This window comes from Pseudomonas sp. RP-B7 (assembly GCF_059803535.1).
In genome coordinates this window covers 1-16,338 of the sequence record NZ_JAPFHC010000026.1, presented here as the reverse complement: position 1 = coordinate 16,338, position 16,338 = coordinate 1, and the positions used below count along the sequence as shown (strand labels likewise).

At 60.8% G+C, this 16,338-nt stretch carries 14 protein-coding genes; 6 read left to right on the top strand and 8 right to left on the bottom strand.

What is annotated here, in order from left to right; all coding sequences use genetic code 11:
• Nucleotides 1-118 precede the first annotated feature (118 nt).
• Nucleotides 119-1,132 (bottom strand): zinc-binding alcohol dehydrogenase family protein, encoded by a 1,014-nt coding sequence (locus OPU96_RS21100; RefSeq protein ID WP_498559622.1) that lies wholly within the window; start codon nucleotides 1,130-1,132, stop codon nucleotides 119-121.
• A gap of 120 nt (nucleotides 1,133-1,252) precedes the next feature.
• Here OPU96_RS21100 and vimR point away from each other — a divergent pair, with 120 nt between their 5' ends.
• From vimR to OPU96_RS21085, 3 genes are all read left to right on the top strand, one after another.
• On the top strand, nucleotides 1,253-2,182 hold the full coding sequence (gene vimR, locus OPU96_RS21095; RefSeq protein WP_305392011.1) for a transcription regulator VimR: 930 nt from the start codon (nucleotides 1,253-1,255) through the stop codon (nucleotides 2,180-2,182).
• A 134-nt stretch (nucleotides 2,183-2,316) separates the two neighbouring features.
• Nucleotides 2,317-3,012 carry an ArsR/SmtB family transcription factor gene (locus OPU96_RS21090; protein ID WP_226455698.1) on the top strand — a complete coding sequence of 232 codons (696 nt, stop codon included), beginning with the start codon at nucleotides 2,317-2,319 and terminating at the stop codon, nucleotides 3,010-3,012.
• Between the two features lie 321 nt (nucleotides 3,013-3,333).
• Nucleotides 3,334-4,704, top strand: coding sequence for an MFS transporter (locus tag OPU96_RS21085; RefSeq protein WP_305392013.1), 1,371 nt, complete (start codon nucleotides 3,334-3,336; stop codon nucleotides 4,702-4,704).
• 137 nt (nucleotides 4,705-4,841) lie between these two features.
• Here the strand turns inward: OPU96_RS21085 and OPU96_RS21080 are convergent, their stop codons facing one another.
• Nucleotides 4,842-5,795: an adenosine deaminase gene (locus OPU96_RS21080; RefSeq protein WP_305392014.1), complete on the bottom strand. Its 954-nt coding sequence runs from the start codon at nucleotides 5,793-5,795 to the stop codon at nucleotides 4,842-4,844.
• Nucleotides 5,796-5,989: 194 nt separating this feature from the next.
• On the opposite strand from OPU96_RS21080, the gene OPU96_RS21075 reads away from it, so the two are divergent.
• Nucleotides 5,990-7,075 (top strand): calcium:cation antiporter, encoded by a 1,086-nt coding sequence (locus tag OPU96_RS21075; protein ID WP_192300149.1) that lies wholly within the window; start codon nucleotides 5,990-5,992, stop codon nucleotides 7,073-7,075.
• 123 nt (nucleotides 7,076-7,198) lie between these two features.
• Here OPU96_RS21075 and OPU96_RS21070 read toward each other — a convergent pair whose 3' ends face one another.
• The 6 genes from OPU96_RS21070 to OPU96_RS21045 all read right to left on the bottom strand — a co-directional run bounded on the left by OPU96_RS21070 (nucleotide 7,199) and on the right by OPU96_RS21045 (nucleotide 13,166).
• Nucleotides 7,199-8,557: an 8-oxoguanine deaminase gene (locus OPU96_RS21070; protein WP_226455700.1), complete on the bottom strand. Its 1,359-nt coding sequence runs from the start codon at nucleotides 8,555-8,557 to the stop codon at nucleotides 7,199-7,201.
• 152 nt (nucleotides 8,558-8,709) lie between these two features.
• Nucleotides 8,710-9,396, bottom strand: coding sequence for an SDR family oxidoreductase (locus OPU96_RS21065; protein ID WP_498559621.1), 687 nt, complete (start codon nucleotides 9,394-9,396; stop codon nucleotides 8,710-8,712).
• A 34-nt stretch (nucleotides 9,397-9,430) separates the two neighbouring features.
• A complete protein-coding gene (locus OPU96_RS21060) occupies nucleotides 9,431-10,012 on the bottom strand; it encodes an IMPACT family protein (protein WP_498559620.1) in 582 nt (193 codons plus the stop codon).
• A gap of 12 nt (nucleotides 10,013-10,024) precedes the next feature.
• Nucleotides 10,025-10,684 (bottom strand): TetR/AcrR family transcriptional regulator, encoded by a 660-nt coding sequence (locus OPU96_RS21055; protein ID WP_192300145.1) that lies wholly within the window; start codon nucleotides 10,682-10,684, stop codon nucleotides 10,025-10,027.
• A gap of 87 nt (nucleotides 10,685-10,771) precedes the next feature.
• On the bottom strand, nucleotides 10,772-12,166 hold the full coding sequence (locus OPU96_RS21050; RefSeq protein ID WP_498559645.1) for a uracil-xanthine permease family protein: 1,395 nt from the start codon (nucleotides 12,164-12,166) through the stop codon (nucleotides 10,772-10,774).
• A 79-nt stretch (nucleotides 12,167-12,245) separates the two neighbouring features.
• The gene (locus tag OPU96_RS21045) at nucleotides 12,246-13,166 is read right to left on the bottom strand and encodes a LysR family transcriptional regulator (RefSeq protein ID WP_192300143.1); all 921 of its coding nucleotides are present in this window, start codon (nucleotides 13,164-13,166) and stop codon (nucleotides 12,246-12,248) included.
• Nucleotides 13,167-13,291: 125 nt separating this feature from the next.
• Here OPU96_RS21045 and aptA point away from each other — a divergent pair, with 125 nt between their 5' ends.
• Both aptA and OPU96_RS21035 read left to right on the top strand, forming a co-directional pair.
• Nucleotides 13,292-14,641 (top strand): omega-aminotransferase AptA, encoded by a 1,350-nt coding sequence (aptA, locus tag OPU96_RS21040; protein ID WP_192300142.1) that lies wholly within the window; start codon nucleotides 13,292-13,294, stop codon nucleotides 14,639-14,641.
• Between the two features lie 39 nt (nucleotides 14,642-14,680).
• Entirely contained in the window at nucleotides 14,681-16,174 is a 1,494-nt protein-coding gene (locus tag OPU96_RS21035) for a CoA-acylating methylmalonate-semialdehyde dehydrogenase (RefSeq protein WP_192300141.1), read from the top strand.
• Nucleotides 16,175-16,338 lie beyond the last annotated feature (164 nt).

Genomic DNA, 16,338 nt, shown 5'->3' with positions numbered 1-16,338 from the left:
TGGCAAAGGCGGCCAATATAAACCCGTATACCCGCGCAAATATGACAAAGATCAACTCTCTGACTAATGGTGTCGTCCATCACTCACATGAATAACGGACGACGCCTACAGACCCTTTTCAGAATCCTTCCAGCACGATCTTGCCCTTGGCCGTGCCGCTTTCCAGCAGGGCATGGGCGCGGCGCAGGTTCGCCGCATTGATCACGCCGAAGTGTTCGCCCACCGTGGTTTGCAGGGTGCCAGCGTCGATCAGCTCGGCGACGCGGTTGAGCAGGTGGTGCTGCTCGATCATGTCCGCCGTCTCGAACATCGAACGCGTGTACATGAACTCCCAATGCAGCGACAGGCTCTTGCGCTTGAGCTTGCTGACGTCCAGTGCCTTCGGGTCGTCGATCAACGCCAGCTTGCCTTGGGGTTGCAGGGCTTCGACCAGTTGATCGAGGTGTTGGTCGGTTTGCGTCAGGCTGGCGATGTGGGTGACCTGGCCGACACCGGCGCGTTTGAGTTCTTCGCTCAGCGGTTGGCTGTGGTCGATCACCAGGTCTGCCCCCAGTGCCTTGGCCCAGGCCTGGGTTTGCGGGCGCGAGGCGCTGCCGATCACCTTCAGCGCGGTGAGTTGGCTGGCCAGTTGGGTCAGGATCGACCCCACGCCACCGGCGGCACCGACGATCAGCAGGCTCTGGCCCCTGTCTTCTTTGCCCTCTGATACTTGCAGGCGCTCGAAGAGCAATTCCCAGGCGGTGATCGCCGTCAGCGGCAGCGCGGCGGCTTCGGCAAAACCCAGGCTCTTGGGCATGTGGCCAACGATGCGTTCGTCCACGGTGTGCAGTTCGCTGTTGCCGCCGGGGCGTACCAGGGAGCCGGCGTAGAACACCTTGTCGCCGGCCTTGAACAGCGTCACGTCGCTGCCGACCGCCTTGACCACCCCGGCGACGTCCCAGCCCAGCACCTTGGCGGCGCCGTTTTCCGGGGCGACGTTCTGGCGCACTTTGGTGTCCACCGGGTTGACCGAGATGGCTTTGACTTCCACCAGCAGGTCACGCGGGCCGGCGACCGGCGCTGGCAGTTCGATGTCTTGCAGGGATTGGGGATCGTTGATCGGCAGCGAGTTGTAGTACGCGATGGCTTTCATGGGGGCTCCGGGAAGTGGGCGCATAAACGGGATGGACAGATGATTGGCTATTTCCCGTATAGATAAAAGCGGCTAAAACAGAGGTCTGTTTCAATAAAATTTTGATAATGGATGGGCGGCATGCTGCGTTTTGACGATTTGCAGTTGTTTGTACGTTCGGCGGATTTGGGCAGCCTGTCGGCGGCAGCGCGGGTGATGGACCTGTCGCCCGCCGTGGCCAGTGCGGCGCTCAAGCGCATCGAACAGCAACTGGGCGCGCGCTTGCTGGCGCGCTCCACCCGCAGCCTGCGCCTGACGGCTGAAGGTGAGGGGTTCCTGGAGTATGCCCGCGCTGCGCTGAGTTCGCTGGACGAGGGGCGGCGCCTATTGGCCAGTGGCCAGGATCAGGTCAGCGGTGTGCTGCAGTTGTCCGCACCCTCGGACCTGGGGCGCAACCTGTTGCTGCCGTGGTTGGATGACTTCCAGCGTGAGCATCCGCAACTGACCGTGCGTCTGTTGTTGGGCGACCGGATTGCCGATCTGTTTCGCCAGCCGGTGGACATCGCCCTGCGCTACGGCGAGCCCGAGGACTCCAGCCTGATCGCATTGCCGGTGGCCCCGGACAATGTGCGCGTGTTGTGCGCGGCGCCCGGCTACCTCGCACGGCACGGCGAACCCCGGCACCTGGAGCAATTGGCCCAGCACAATTGCCTGCTGTATATGCTCGGCAGCCGCGTGCATGATCGCTGGAGCTTTCACGACGGCAAACGCGAGATCAGCCTGACGGTGAGTGGCGACCGCTTCAGTGACGATGCCGACGTGGTGCGCCGCTGGGCAGTGGCGGGGGTGGGGATTGCCTACAAGTCCTGGCTGGATGTCAGCGCTGACGTGCTCGCCGGGCGCTTGCGCGTGATCCTGCCGGAGCTGCGTGGTGAGCGTACGCCGCTGAATCTGCTGTGTGCCCACCGTGCGCAATTGAGCAAACCGGTCAACCTGCTGCGCGAAATGCTTGTGTCGCGTTGTGCGACTTTGACCGCGCAGTGGCCGGAGCGATTTACCGCTGGGCAGTAGCCTCCAGCAAGCGAGGAAATTTCACTCAGATTCTGTCCTTATCCGCGCTGTCGGACGGCGCGGAACGGGTTGCTTGCGCCCCTATACTTTGGCGCCAACCACAGCAGAAAAATGATTTAACAGGGAGTGAAACCATGGAAGAAGCACCTTGCATCAGTCAAGTTGCCAGCTTGCTCGCCGAGCCCAAGCGCACGGCGATGCTCTGGGCCTTGATGGACGGCTCGGCCAAGTCGTCGCAGGATCTGGCGGCGCATGCAGGGCTGTCACCGGCCTCGGCCATTGCGCATTTGGCGCGATTGACAGGTGGCGGCTTGCTGCGGGTCGAGACCCGTCGTGGCCAGCGCTTGTTTCGTGTGGCGGCACCGGATGTCAGTGCAGCCATCGATGCCTTGGCCAGTACCACCATGGCCAGCGCCGCACGCAGTCGCCCGGGTGCGCCACCGCCGCCGTTGGTGGTGCCATCGCCGCTGCGTCACGCCAGGATGTGCCACGGCCACCTCGGCGGCGAACTGGCGGCAGGGTTGTATCAACGGATGTTGGCGGCCGGTTGGATTGCGCGGCATGAGCAGCGTCTGGGCGTGACCCTCAAGGGCGCTCGGCATTTGGCAGACCTGGGGATTTTTACCCAGGCGCTGGCATTGCCCGTGGTGTGTGATTGTTTCGACTGGAGCCAGCAGCAACCGCATCTGGGCGGTGCGTTGGGCGCGGGCTTGCTGCAACTGTTTCTGCAATCGAACTGGGTCAGCCTGATCAAAGACTCACACGCCTTGCAGGTCAACGACAGCGGGCTGGTGGAAATCAATCGTTTGGCTGCGCCCGAGAATCTCTAAACCGTGAACCTCATCCCTGTAGTGAGCGGGCTAGCCCCGCGCCGGGTGGCGAAGCCGCCCCAAATCCAGGCGCCGCGGTCTCACTGATACACGGCGGCGTCCCGTTTGGGTCGGCTTCGCCACCTGGCGCGGGGCTAGCCCGCTCACTACAACACGGTTGTCATAGTGTTTGCGGTCGCCAAAAGTTGTGCAGATACCTATGCCCCGGCAACCTTGGCCATACGGGCGTCGTTCAGAGTTTCAATCAGGTCGCATCCAGCAATAATCTGGAAAAAGCATGCCGCACACTCGCCGAGAGGACTTTTACACTGGGGGTGCGGCATGGGTATGAGAGGCTACAGCGCAGCGGAACGGTTGGAACGGTTGCCCATCAGCGGCTACCACCGAGTCATTTTCATCATCATCGCCCTGGCGTTTTTCTTCGACTCCATGGACCTGGCGATGATGACCTTCCTGTTGGGCTCGATCAAAACCGAGTTCGGGCTGAGTACGGCCCAGGCCGGATTGCTGGCCAGTTCGAGTTTTTTCGGCATGGTGGTGGGCGCATCGTTGTCCGGGATGCTCGCCGACCGCTTCGGGCGCAAGCCGGTGTTCCAGTGGAGCATCGTGTTATGGGGCATCGCCAGTTACCTGTGTTCCACCGCGCAGACGGTAGAGACGCTGACGCTGTTTCGCATCTTGCTGGGCATCGGCATGGGCATGGAGTTTCCCATTGCGCAGTCGATGCTGTCGGAGTTGATTCCAGCCAAGCGGCGCGGGCGTTACATCGCCTTGATGGATGGCTTCTGGCCGTTGGGTTTTGTGGCTGCGGGTGTGCTGTCGTACTTCTTGCTGCCGGTGATCGGCTGGCGCGACATTTTCCTGGTGTTGGCGGTGCCGGCGGTGTTTGTGCTGGCGATCCGGTTTTTTATCCCTGAGTCGCCGCGCTGGCTGGAACAGGCCGGGCGGCATGACGCGGCGGACAAAGTGTTGCAGGGCATCGAGCAGAAAGTGCGCAACGCCCTGGGCGGCGCGCAGTTGCCGGAGCCGATTCGCTTGCCACGGGGGGAGAGCACGCCGGGAACATTTTTCTCGGCGTTCCAGCAACTGTGGTCGGTGCAGTATCGCCAACGCACGATGATGATCTGGAGCGTGTGGTTTTTTGCCCTGCTCGGCTTCTACGGGCTGACGTCGTGGTTGAGTGCGCTGTTGCAGCAGTCGGGTTTTGCGGTGACGCAGTCGGTGTATTACACGGTGATCATTTCCCTGGGCGGGATTCCCGGTTTCCTGATGGCGGCCTGGCTGGTGGAGCGCTGGGGACGTAAACCGGTGTGTGTGGTGACGCTGCTCGGTGGCGGGGTGATGGCGTTTGTGTATGGGCAAAGCGCGGTGTTTGGCGGCAATGTGGGCTTGCTGATCACCTCGGGCTTGTTGATGCAGTTCTTTCTGTTTGGCATGTGGGCGGTGTTGTACACCTATACGCCTGAACTCTATCCCACCTCGGCGCGTGCGACCGGGTCCGGGTTTGCCTCGGCGATCGGCCGGGTTGGTTCGTTGCTGGGGCCGTTGGTGACCGGGTTGGTATTTCCGATGACCGGGCAGGGTGGGGTGTTTGCCCTGGGCGCGCTGTGTTTTGCGGTGGCGGCGCTGGTGGTGTGGGTGTTTGGGATGGAGACGAAGGGCAAGACGCTGGAAGAGCTGAGCGAAATCTGATCGACGATACACCTCTAATGTGGGAGCGGGCTTGCTCGCGAAGGCGGTCTTTCAGTCAGTGCTATATGGACTGATCCACCGCTTTCGCGAGCAAGCCCGCTCCCACATTTAGCCTGCACTCATCCAGTGAGTGCGGGTTATGGCTTGACCAAGCGTGCATCCAGGCTGTTCTGCGCCAGGCGTTTGGCCTGGTCCTGGGTCATGCCCAGTGCGGTGTGCAGCGCGTGGAAGTTCTCGGTGACATAACCGCCGAAGTACGCCGGGTCATCCGAGTTCACGGTGACCTTCACGCCGCGTTCGAGCATGTCGAGGATGTTGTGCTGGGACATGTCATCGAACACGCAGAGCTTGGTGTTGGACAGCGGGCACACGGTCAGCGGGATCTGCTCGTCGATGATGCGCTGTATCAAACGCTCGTCTTCGATGGCGCGTACACCATGGTCGATGCGCTGGATTTTCAGCAGGTCGATGGCTTCCCAGATGTACTCGGGCGGGCCTTCTTCGCCGGCGTGGGCCACGGTGAGGAAGCCTTCGTGACGGGCACGGTCGAACACGCGCTGGAACTTGCTCGGCGGGTGGCCCATTTCCGAGCTGTCCAGGCCCACGGCCACGAACGCGTCACGGAATGGCAGGGCCTGGTCCAGGGTTTTCTCGGCTTCGGCTTCGCTCAGGTGGCGCAGGAAACTGAGGATCAAGCCGCTGGTGATGCCCAGTTGCTGCTCGCCATCTTTGAGTGCAGCGGCGATACCGTTGAGCACTACTTCAAACGGGATGCCACGGTCGGTGTGGGTCTGCGGGTCGAAGAACGGTTCGGTGTGGATCACGTTCTGCGCTTTGCAGCGCAGCAGATAGGCCCAGGTCAGGTCGTAGAAATCCTGGGAGGTGCGCAGCACATCGGCACCCTTGTAGTACAGGTCGAGAAACTCTTGCAGGTTGTTGAACGCGTAAGCCTTGCGCAAGGTTTCGACATCGTTCCACGGCAGCGCAATCTTGTTGCGCTCGGCCAGGGCGAACAGCAGCTCAGGCTCCAGCGAACCCTCCAGGTGCAGGTGCAGTTCAGCCTTGGGCAGGGCGTTGAGCCAATCGTACATTTTCTAAATTCTCATCAGGTGCAATGGCGGCATTCTACAGGGCATGGCTGAAATAATCGGTAAAACCTGACCAGCAGGATCGTTTTCGTTGGATTCGCGCAAGGGCCGCGTGAACTAAGGTGTAACGAAACGTTAGCAGCCTGCCGTAGTCTGTACTCCATCAATGACTGATTCGCTGTTTGATAAGGCCCGGAATGCTCACATCCCTCAAGCAAGAAAAATTCATGCTGCTGGCGCTGCTTGCCGCCATCGCCGCATACCCCCTGGAACACTGGATGCTCAACAGCGGGCAGGGCGTGGCACTGCTTGGCGGGGTGGTGCTGATCGTGTTCATCGTGATCGCCTCGATGCGCGTGGCCCATCACGCCGAGCAGCTCGCGGAAAAAGTCGGTGACCCCTACGGCACCATGATCCTGACGCTGGCCGCCGTGCTGGTGGAAGTGGTGATCCTGGCGATCATGATGAGTAACGAGCCTTCGCCGACCTTGGTGCGCGACACGATTTATTCGGCGGTGATGCTCGACATCAACGGCATCCTCGGCCTGGCGGCGCTGATGGGCGGCATCAAGCATGGTGAACAGTCCTACAACGACGATTCGGCGCGCAGCTACAGCGTGATGATTCTGACGGCCATGGGTGTGTCGATGGTGGTGCCGGAATTTATCCCAGAGGCCGACTGGAAAATTTACTCGGCATTCACCATCGGCGCGATGGTGGTGCTCTACACCCTGTTCCTGCGCATGCAGGTGGGGCCGCACAGTTATTTCTTCAGCTACAGCTACCCGGAGAAACGCGGTAAGAAGCCGTCAGAAGAAGCGCATTCGATCAATCTGGCGTTTTCTATCGGTACGTTGGTGTTTGGCGTGATTGTGATTGGCGCGTTGGCCGAGGTGATGTCCAAGACCCTCGACCTGGGCCTGGAGGGCACGGGCGCACCGCCGGTGATCACGGCAATCGTGGTGGCGGCGATTTCGGCGGCGCCGGAGATTCTGACGGCGTTGCGTGCGGCGCTGGCCAACCGCATGCAGTCGGTGGTCAATATTGCGTTGGGGGCCTCGTTGTCGACGGTGATCCTGACGGTGCCGGTGATGGAGGCGATGGCGCTCTACACTGGCCAGCCGTTCCAGATGGCGATGACGCCAGTGCAGACGGTGATGGTGTTGATCACGTTGATTGTCAGTGCGATCAACCTCAATGACGGGGAAACCAATGCCATTGAGGGGATGACGCATTTTGTGTTGTTTGCGACCTTCATTATGTTGTCGTTACTGGGTCTATAGCCGCCGCCAATCAGCTGTGGGAGCGGGCTTGCCCGCGAAAGCGGTGTATCAGTCAGCACATGCATTGACTGACCCGCCGTCTTCGCGGGCAAGCCCGCTCCCACATTTTGATTTGTGTATGACTTAGGTTCCGGCGATCAGTGCTCGAGCCGCTTGGCTGTGATCGGCGATCAAACCTTTCAAGTCCAGGCCTTCCACTTGGCCATCAATCACCCGCCACTTACCCGCCACCATCACCCGGTCCGCCCGGTCGGCGCCGCACAACAGCAGTGCCGAGATCGGGTCGTGACTACCGGAGAAGCGCAGTTCATCCAGTTTGAACAGCGCGAGGTCGGCCTGTTTTCCCACAGCCAATTCACCAATATCCGTGCGCCCCAGCAACTGCGCAGAACCTTTGGTCGCCCAGCCCAGCACGCCTTCGGGGGTGATCTTTTCCGCGCCGTAGCGCAAGCGCTGGATGTACAGGGCCTGGCGCGCTTCAAGGATCATGTTTGACGCATCGTTGGAGGCTGAACCGTCCACGCCAAGACCGATGGGCGCGCCAGCGGCGAGCAGGTCGAGGGTCGGGCAGATGCCCGAGGCCAAACGCATATTCGAGCTTGGGCAATGGCAGATGCCGGTGCCGGCCGCGCCGAGGCGTTCGATTTCATCCGGGTTGAAGTGAATGCCGTGGGCCAGCCAGGTGCGCGGGCCAAGCCAGCCGACGCTGTCGAGGTAGTCCACGGTGCGCAGGCCGAAGCGCTGTAGGCAAAAATCTTCTTCGTCGAGGGTTTCCGCCAAGTGTGTGTGTAGGCGTACGTCGAGACTGTCAGCCAATTCGGCGCTGGCGCGCATGATTTCTGGCGTGACGGAGAACGGCGAGCACGGCGCCAGGGCGATCTGGACCTGCGCGCCTTCGTCACGCTCGTGGTAGGCGCGGATCAGGCGCTGGCTGTCGTCGAGGATCACCTGGCCTTGTTGCACGGTTTGTTGCGGTGGCAGGCCGCCATCGGCTTCGCCCAGGCTCATGGAACCGCGGGTGAGCATGGCGCGCATGCCCAGTTCGCGCACGCTCTGCACTTGCACGTCGATGGCGTTTTCCAGGCCGTCGGGGAACAGGTAGTGGTGGTCGGCCGCCGTGGTGCAGCCCGAGAGCAGCAGTTCGGCCAGCGCGACTTTGGTGGCTAGGGCGAGTTTTTCCGGGGTGAGGCGTGCCCAGACCGGGTACAGGGTTTTCAGCCACGGGAACAATGGCTGGTTGACCACTGGCGCCCAGGCGCGGGTCAGGGTTTGGTAGAAGTGGTGGTGGGTGTTGATCAGGCCCGGCAGGATCACATGTTCGCGGGCATCGAAGGTTTGTGCGCAGGGCTGGGCAGGTGTTTGGCCCAGGGCCAGCACTTCGCTGATCACACCGTCTTGCAGCACGAGGCCGCCACGGGCGTCGAGGCCGTTGGCAGTGAAAATCGCGAGGGGGTTTTTTAACCAGATACGGGTCGCAGGCATTGGCCGGCTCCTCTGAATGATGGGTTCAGGTTTGCCAGCTCAGTGTTGCCCTGTCTGCTGATCCAGGGTCGCCGGTGAAGGCGAGGGGCTAGATTACGTGTAGTTAAAGATCTCGTCCACATGTAGGAAAGTGGACGAGATTGAGGTGGGAGTTACCAGGCGATGGTGTCGCCTTTGTAGTCGATGAAGTGATGGCCGCCCTTGCCGGTGTAGGCATTTACCTGATCCACCAGGCCACGCACGCTGGTGTCGACATCGATGTGGGCGTTTTCGCCGCCCATGTCGGTCCTCACCCAGCCTGGGTGCAGCGACAGTACGGTGAGTTTGTGATCGCCCAGTTGGGTGACGAAGCTGTTGGTCATGGAGTTGAGTGCGGCCTTGCTGGCCTTGTACAGCGCCAGGTCGGAGCCGTCGGGGATGGTCACGCTGCCCAGCACCGAACTCATGAAGGCCAGCACGCCGCTGTCTTTGCGGATCTGCCCGACAAAGCGCTGGGCCAGGTTGATCGGTGCCACGGCATTGGTGAAGAACAGTTGGCCGACTTCCGCCAGGGTGGCGTGGCCAGGCTCCTGGTTGGCGGGGCCTTTGACGCCGGCGTTGACGAACAGCAGGTCAAAGGTGCGCGCCTTGAGGCGCTGGCTCAGGGCGATCACGGCTTGCTGATCGTCCATGTCGAGTTTCTCGATCTGCACCGGGCCGAGCGCTTTGAGGGCGTCGGCCTTGCTCGGGTCACGCACGGTGGCGGTCACGTCCCAGCCGTCCTGGAGCAGTTGCTTGACCAGGCCAAGGCCCAGCCCGCGGGAGGCGCCGATGATCAGTGCGGTTTTTGGCGTAGACATGAAAAGCTTCCTTTGGAGTCGCGGTTCAGGGAGTTCAGCGTTGTAGCAGGATACGCCCGCGGCTGAGGTCGGCGAGTTGAATTTGCAGGGTGTCGATATGCGCTTGGCCGACAGCGAGTTGTAGTTCGACGCCGTTGGCAGTGAAGGTTTCTTCCACCACCAGCCCGCCCAGGTCGGCGACACGCAGTTTCACCAGGTTCAACTCGGAGAAGCTGCAAGCGCAACTCAGCGGGACGCGGCTGATCAGTTCGATGCGCTCGGCGTTCTGCAGGCATTTGTTCGCACCGCCGCCATAAGCACGGGCGAGGCCGCCGGTACCGAGCTGGATGCCGCCGTACCAGCGGATCACCAGCACCGCGACTTGACCGAAACCTTGCGCCTCGATGGCCGCCAGGATCGGCCGCCCGGCGGTGCCGCCGGGTTCGCCATCGTCGTTGCTGCGGTATTGATCAGCCAATTTCCAGGCCCAGCAGTTGTGCGTGGCGTTCAAGTCGCTGTGTTGCGCGAAAAACGCCTGGGCGTCCTGCGGGCTGGTGATCGGGGCGGCGAGGGTGATAAAGCGGCTTTTGCGGATTTCTTCGTGAAACTCGCAAAGGCCGGTGAGCGTGAAAGGCATAAGTCGCTTCGTTTATAGGGCCGGCTTGACGCCGCAGCCCTTGAGAATGATGTGGATCAGGTTGGTGCCGGCGTCTTCCATATCCTGCTTGGTCAGCTTGGTGCGACCGGTGACGCGGCAGATCTGGGTGGCGAAGTCGGCATAGTGTTGGGTGCTGCCCCACAGCAGGAAGATCAGGTGTACGGGGTCGACAGGGTCCATCTTGCCCGCATCGATCCAGGCCTGGAACACGGCGGCCCGGCCACTGAACCAGGCGCGGTAGTCCTGGCTGAAATATTCGGTGAGGCATTCGCCGCCACTGATGATCTCCATGGCGAAGATCCGCGAGGCCTGGGGCTGGCGTCGCGAAAACTCCATCTTGGTGCGGATGTAGCGAGCCAGGGCTACCGCGGGGTCGTCCTCGGCGGTCAGCGTGTTGAAGGTGCTGTCCCACAGTTCGAGGATATTGCTGAGCACCGCGATATAGAGGCCCAGCTTGTTGGTGAAGTAGTAGTGCAAGTTGGCCTTGGGCAGCCCGGCACTGGCAGCAATGGTGTTCATGCTGGTGCCTTTGTAGCCATGGCGCGCGAATTCGTCTTCAGCAGCCTGGAGAATCGCTTGTTCGTTCTTTTGCCGAATGCGGCTGGCGGGTTTTCCGGTGGGGTTGCTGTGGGCAGGAACTTCGAGGCTCATGGAGGTTTCCGTGCAGATCGATAGAGACGACGTGTGCACAGATAACCCACCCTCAAGCCTCAGACAAGTCCTGATGCAATAAAACCGTCAGAGCGATTCCACCGTGTCGCTTTCCAACGCGTGGTTTGCGGCATTCCCGGTGGCCTTGGCTTCCGGTAATAGCAGGCACAGCACGATGGCGGTCAAGCCGCCGCTGGTGATCGCCGAGTCGAACAGGCTCTGCACCAGCGTCGGCATCAGGTGCAGCAGGTTCGGTTGGGCGGCGATGCCCAGGCCGACGCCGAACGAGGTGGCGATGATCAACATGCTGCGCCGATCCAATGGCGCCTGGGCGAGGATGCGCACCCCTGCGGCGGCCACGCTGCCGAACATCACCAGGGTTGCGCCGCCCAACACCGGTTTGGGGATTTGCTGGAGTACCGCGCCAATCAACGGAAACAGGCCGAGGCAAAACAACAGCACGCCGATGTATAAGCCGACGTAACGGCTGGCCACGCCGGTGAGTTGGATCACGCCGTTGTTCTGGGCAAACGTGGTGTTGGGGAAGGCGCTGAAGGTGGCGGCGATCATGCAGCTGACGCCGTCACCGAGTACGCCGCCCTTGAGTCGGCTTATATAAGAAGGGCCGCTGATGGGCTGGCGCGCGATCATGCAGTTGGCGGTGAGGTCGCCGACGGTTTCGATGCTGCTGATCAGATAAATCAGCGCGATGGGCAGGAAAGCGCTCCAGTCGAAGTTGAAACCGTAGCGGAATGGGATCGGCAGGCTGACCAGGGGCAGGTCGGGCAAGGTTTGGGGCACCAGCTTGCCGCTGAACCAGGCCGCGAGGCTGCCCAGCGCCAGGCCGATGATGATGGCCGAGAGGCGCACCCATGGGGTGTTCGAGCGGTTGAGCAGGATGATCGTCAATACGACGAACACGCCCAGTGCCAGATTGATGGGGGCGCCGAAGTCGGGGGCATTGAAGCCACCGCCCAAGTCGGTAATACCGACCTTGATCAGGCTGATGCCGATCAGGGTAATGACAATCCCCGTCACCAACGGTGTGATAACCCGGCGCAGTTGACCGATGAAGCGACTCAGCACGATCTGCACCACGGCGCCAAAAAAGCACACGCCAAAGATCATTGCCATGATGTCTTCCGGGCTACCGCCGCGTTGCTTGACCAGGAAACCCGCCGACAACACCGCGCCGAGAAACGCAAAGCTGGTGCCCTGCAGGCAAATCATGCCGGCGCCGATGCCATAAGGCCTACGTGCCTGGATGAAGGTGCCGACGCCGGAGACCATCAACGCCATGCTGATCAGGTAGGGCAAATGCGCGGTAAGGCCCAGGGTGGAGCCGATGATCAGCGGCGGGGTGATGATGCCGACGAACGCGGCCAGTACATGTTGCAGTGCGGCGAGCAGGGCCGGGGCGGGTTTCGGGCGGTCGTTGAGGCCGTAGATCAGGTCGCTGCTGCTGGAGGATTCTGGTGGCATGGCGGGCAAACTCAAGGTCTATGTCCTTGGGTTCTTGCAAAAAGCTGTCCAACTGCTCAGCTTTTCGCTTGCGCCCGAATTAACGGGTGGCGGCCAGGCTTTCCAGGAAGCTTTCCAGCACCAAATGAGGGCGACGCCCCTTGCGTGTGACCGATGCCAGGCTCAAATCGTAAAAACGTGTAGCCGGTTTCAGCGCGCGCAGTCGGCCTTGTTGCACCCATAAACTGGCGTAATGGTCGGGCAGGTAGCCGATGTAGCGGCCGGTGAGGATCAGGAACGCCATGCCTTCGCGGTCCGAGGCGCTGGCGGTGCAGTTGAGCGCCTGATAGTGGGCCTGGATGTCGGCGGGCAGGCGGAAAGTGGGGGCGATGGCGTCCTGGCTATCGATACGTGCGTCGTCCAACTGCTTGTCGTCGGCGTAGAACAGCGGGTGGCCGACTGCGCAGTAGAGCAGCGAGCGCTCGCTGTACAGCGGCTGGTATTCCAATCCAGAGAGGGCGCTGGCCTGGGGCACCACGCCGACGTGCAGGCGGCCGTCGAGTACGCCTTGCTCGACTTCGTTGGGGGCGATCATGCGGATCTGGATCTGCACGTCCGGGCCACGTTCCTTCAACTGCGCGAGGGCGTGGGTGATGCGCATGTGGGGCAGGGTGACGAGGTTGTCGGTGAGGCCAATGATCAACTCGCCGCGCAGATGCTGGTGCAGGCCGTTGACCTCTGTGCGGAAGCTTTCCAGGGCGCTCAACAGTTGCAACGCGGACTGGTAGACCTCGCGGCCTTCTTCGGTCAGGGAGAAACCAGCGCGGCCGCGCTGGCAGAGTCGCAGTCCGAGGCGCTGCTCCAGGTCGCTCATTTGCTGGCTGATGGCGGAGCGGCCGATGCCGAGCACGGTTTCCGCTGCCGAGAAGCCGCCGCATTCGACCACGCTGCGAAAGATGCGCAACAAGCGTATATCGAAGTCGCTGACTTGGGCGAGGGGATCGGGTCGACGGCTGCTCATAGTTTAGTGAAGGCCTGACTGAAGGTTAGAAGAGTTGAATTTCACCGACTTTATCGCCGTGGCAATTTAGCTGCAACAACGCTTTTCAATCCCGACGCTGCCTTTTGCCCTGCGAGGTTTTGCTGATGAACATGCCCGAAAACGCCCCATCGTCCCTGGCCAGCCAACTGAAGTTGGACGCGCACTGGATGCCTTACACCGCCAACCGTAACTTTCAGCGTGACCCGCGTTTGATCGTGGGCGCGGAAGGTAGCTGGTTGATCGATGACAAGGGGCGCAAGGTCTACGACTCGTTGTCGGGTTTGTGGACGTGCGGCGCCGGGCATACGCGCAAGGAAATCCAGGAAGCGGTGGCCAAGCAACTGGGGACTTTGGACTACTCACCGGGCTTCCAATATGGTCATCCGTTGTCCTTCCAGTTGGCGGAAAAGATTACCGACCTGACTCCAGGTAACTTGAACCACGTGTTCTTCACCGACTCCGGCTCCGAGTGCGCCGATACCGCGGTGAAGATGGTGCGTGCCTATTGGCGCCTGAAGGGGCAGTCGACCAAGACCAAGATGATCGGCCGTGCCCGTGGTTATCACGGTGTGAACATTGCCGGTACCAGCTTGGGCGGCGTGAACGGCAACCGTAAGATTTTTGGTCAGGCGATGATGGATGTTGACCATCTGCCGCACACCCTGTTGGCGAGCAATGCGTTCTCCCGTGGCATGCCGGAGCAGGGCGGCATCGCCTTGGCCGATGAGTTGCTCAAGCTGATCGAACTGCACGACGCGTCGAACATCGCCGCGGTGTTTGTCGAGCCGATGGCCGGCTCTGCTGGCGTACTGGTGCCACCGCAGGGTTACCTCAAGCGTCTGCGTGAAATTTGCGATCAGCACAATATCCTGCTGGTGTTCGACGAAGTGATCACCGGTTTCGGTCGTACTGGTTCGATGTTTGGCGCCGACAGCTTTGGTGTGACGCCAGACCTGATGTGCATCGCCAAGCAAGTCACCAACGGTGCCATCCCAATGGGTGCGGTGATTGCCAGCAGCGAGATTTATCAGACGTTCATGAACCAGGCGACGCCGGAGTATGCGGTGGAATTCCCACACGGCTATACGTACTCGGCGCACCCGGTTGCATGTGCTGCAGGCCTGGCGGCTTTGGACCTGCTGCAGAAGGAGAATCTGGTGCAGAGCGTAGCCGAAGTCGCTCCACACTTTGAGAATGCGCTGCACGGGTTGAAGGGCAGCAAGAACGTGATCGACATCCGCAACTACGGTCTGGCCGGTGCGATTCAGATTGCCCCGCGTGACGGTGATGCGATCGTGCGTCCATTCGAGGCCGGCATGGCCTTGTGGAAAGCCGGTTTCTACGTACGTTTTGGCGGTGACACCCTGCAGTTCGGGCCAACTTTCAACAGCAAACCGCAGGACCTGGATCGCCTGTTCGATGCGGTCGGTGAAGTGCTGAACAAGATCGACTGATTTCTCCTTCTATATAGAACAATTTTTCAGGAGCCCTGCATGAGCCTTATCCAGCATTTGATCAACGGTGAATTGGTCAATGACAGCGGTCGTAGTGCCGACGTCTACAACCCGTCGACCGGCCAAGTGATCCACCAGGTGCCGTTGGCCAGTCGTGAAACCATTCAGCAGGCGATCGACTCGGCCAAGGCGGCGTTCCCGGCCTGGCGTAATACCCCACCGGCCAAGCGCGCCCAGGTGATGTTTCGTTTCAAGCAATTGCTGGAGCAGAACGAAGCGCGCATCTCGCAGTTGATCAGCGAAGAGCATGGCAAGACGCTGGAAGATGCTGCCGGTGAATTGAAGCGTGGTATCGAGAACGTTGAATACGCCTGTTCCGCGCCGGAGATTCTGAAGGGCGAATACAGCCGTAACGTAGGACCGAATATTGATGCCTGGTCGGATTTCCAGCCGTTGGGCGTGGTAGCGGGTATTACTCCGTTCAACTTCCCGGCAATGGTGCCGTTGTGGATGTATCCGCTGGCGATTGTTTGCGGTAACTGTTTTATCCTCAAGCCGTCGGAGCGTGATCCGAGCTCGACGCTGTTGATCGCACAACTGTTGCAGGAAGCCGGTTTGCCCAAAGGTGTGCTGAGCGTGGTGCACGGTGACAAGGGCGCAGTGGATGCGCTGATCGAAGCGCCGGAAGTGAAGGCGCTGAGTTTTGTGGGCTCGACGCCGATTGCCGAGTACATCTATGCCGAGGCGACCAAGCGCGGTAAACGCGTGCAGGCGCTGGGTGGGGCGAAGAACCACGCGGTATTGATGCCGGATGCGGATCTGGATAACGCTGTCAGCGCGTTGATGGGCGCGGCGTATGGTTCATGCGGTGAGCGTTGCATGGCAATCTCGGTGGCCGTGTGCGTGGGCGACCAGGTCGCGGATGCGTTGATCGCCAAGTTGGTGCCGCAGGTCAAGGCGCTGAAGATCGGTGCGGGCACCTCCTGCGGCCTGGATATGGGGCCGTTGGTGACGGGGCAGGCGCGGGATAAGGTCAGTGGCTATATAGAAGACGGAGTTTCTTCGGGTGCCAAGTTGGTGGTTGATGGTCGCGGTCTGAGCGTTGCCGGTCACGAAGAGGGGTTCTTCCTGGGGGGCAGCCTGTTTGATCATGTGACGCCTGAGATGCGTATCTACAAAGAAGAGATCTTTGGGCCAGTGCTGTGCGTGGTGCGGGTCGATAGCCTGGAAGCGGCGATGCAACTGATCAACGACCACGAGTACGGCAACGGTACGTGTATCTTCACCCGTGATGGTGAAGCGGCGCGTTTGTTCTGTGACGAGATTGAAGTGGGCATGGTCGGGGTTAACGTTCCGTTGCCGGTGCCGGTGGCGTATCACAGCTTTGGTGGCTGGAAGCGCTCGCTGTTTGGTGACTTGCATGCGTATGGGCCGGATGGCGTGCGTTTCTATACCCGTCGCAAGGCGATTACCCAGCGTTGGCCGCAACGGGCCAGCCATGAAGCGTCGCAGTTTGCTTTCCCTAGCTTGTAACGCTTGAGGCAAAAGCCGGCCCTTGGGGCCGGCTTTTGCGTTTTTGGGGCTTTTCTGACTTATATGACAGAAATATGAAGAAAGGCATTGACGGCAGATTCTGGATGTCTATAATTCGCCCCACTTCCGGCGCAGTCGAAACGGAAAACTCCTTGGTAAACAAT

What these genes read in the sequence shown, in the direction of transcription:
- OPU96_RS21100 (WP_498559622.1), bottom strand. Translation starts at nt 1,132, where the DNA reads ATGAAAGCCATCGCGTACTACAACTCGCTGCCGATCAACGATCCCCAA.
- vimR (WP_305392011.1), top strand. Translation starts at nt 1,253, where the DNA reads ATGCTGCGTTTTGACGATTTGCAGTTGTTTGTACGTTCGGCGGATTTG.
- OPU96_RS21090 (WP_226455698.1), top strand. Translation starts at nt 2,317, where the DNA reads ATGGAAGAAGCACCTTGCATCAGTCAAGTTGCCAGCTTGCTCGCCGAG.
- OPU96_RS21085 (WP_305392013.1), top strand. Translation starts at nt 3,334, where the DNA reads ATGGGTATGAGAGGCTACAGCGCAGCGGAACGGTTGGAACGGTTGCCC.
- OPU96_RS21080 (WP_305392014.1), bottom strand. Translation starts at nt 5,795, where the DNA reads ATGTACGATTGGCTCAACGCCCTGCCCAAGGCTGAACTGCACCTGCAC.
- OPU96_RS21075 (WP_192300149.1), top strand. Translation starts at nt 5,990, where the DNA reads ATGCTCACATCCCTCAAGCAAGAAAAATTCATGCTGCTGGCGCTGCTT.
- OPU96_RS21070 (WP_226455700.1), bottom strand. Translation starts at nt 8,557, where the DNA reads ATGCCTGCGACCCGTATCTGGTTAAAAAACCCCCTCGCGATTTTCACT.
- OPU96_RS21065 (WP_498559621.1), bottom strand. Translation starts at nt 9,396, where the DNA reads ATGTCTACGCCAAAAACCGCACTGATCATCGGCGCCTCCCGCGGGCTG.
- OPU96_RS21060 (WP_498559620.1), bottom strand. Translation starts at nt 10,012, where the DNA reads ATGCCTTTCACGCTCACCGGCCTTTGCGAGTTTCACGAAGAAATCCGC.
- OPU96_RS21055 (WP_192300145.1), bottom strand. Translation starts at nt 10,684, where the DNA reads ATGAGCCTCGAAGTTCCTGCCCACAGCAACCCCACCGGAAAACCCGCC.
- OPU96_RS21050 (WP_498559645.1), bottom strand. Translation starts at nt 12,166, where the DNA reads ATGCCACCAGAATCCTCCAGCAGCAGCGACCTGATCTACGGCCTCAAC.
- OPU96_RS21045 (WP_192300143.1), bottom strand. Translation starts at nt 13,166, where the DNA reads ATGAGCAGCCGTCGACCCGATCCCCTCGCCCAAGTCAGCGACTTCGAT.
- aptA (WP_192300142.1), top strand. Translation starts at nt 13,292, where the DNA reads ATGAACATGCCCGAAAACGCCCCATCGTCCCTGGCCAGCCAACTGAAG.
- OPU96_RS21035 (WP_192300141.1), top strand. Translation starts at nt 14,681, where the DNA reads ATGAGCCTTATCCAGCATTTGATCAACGGTGAATTGGTCAATGACAGC.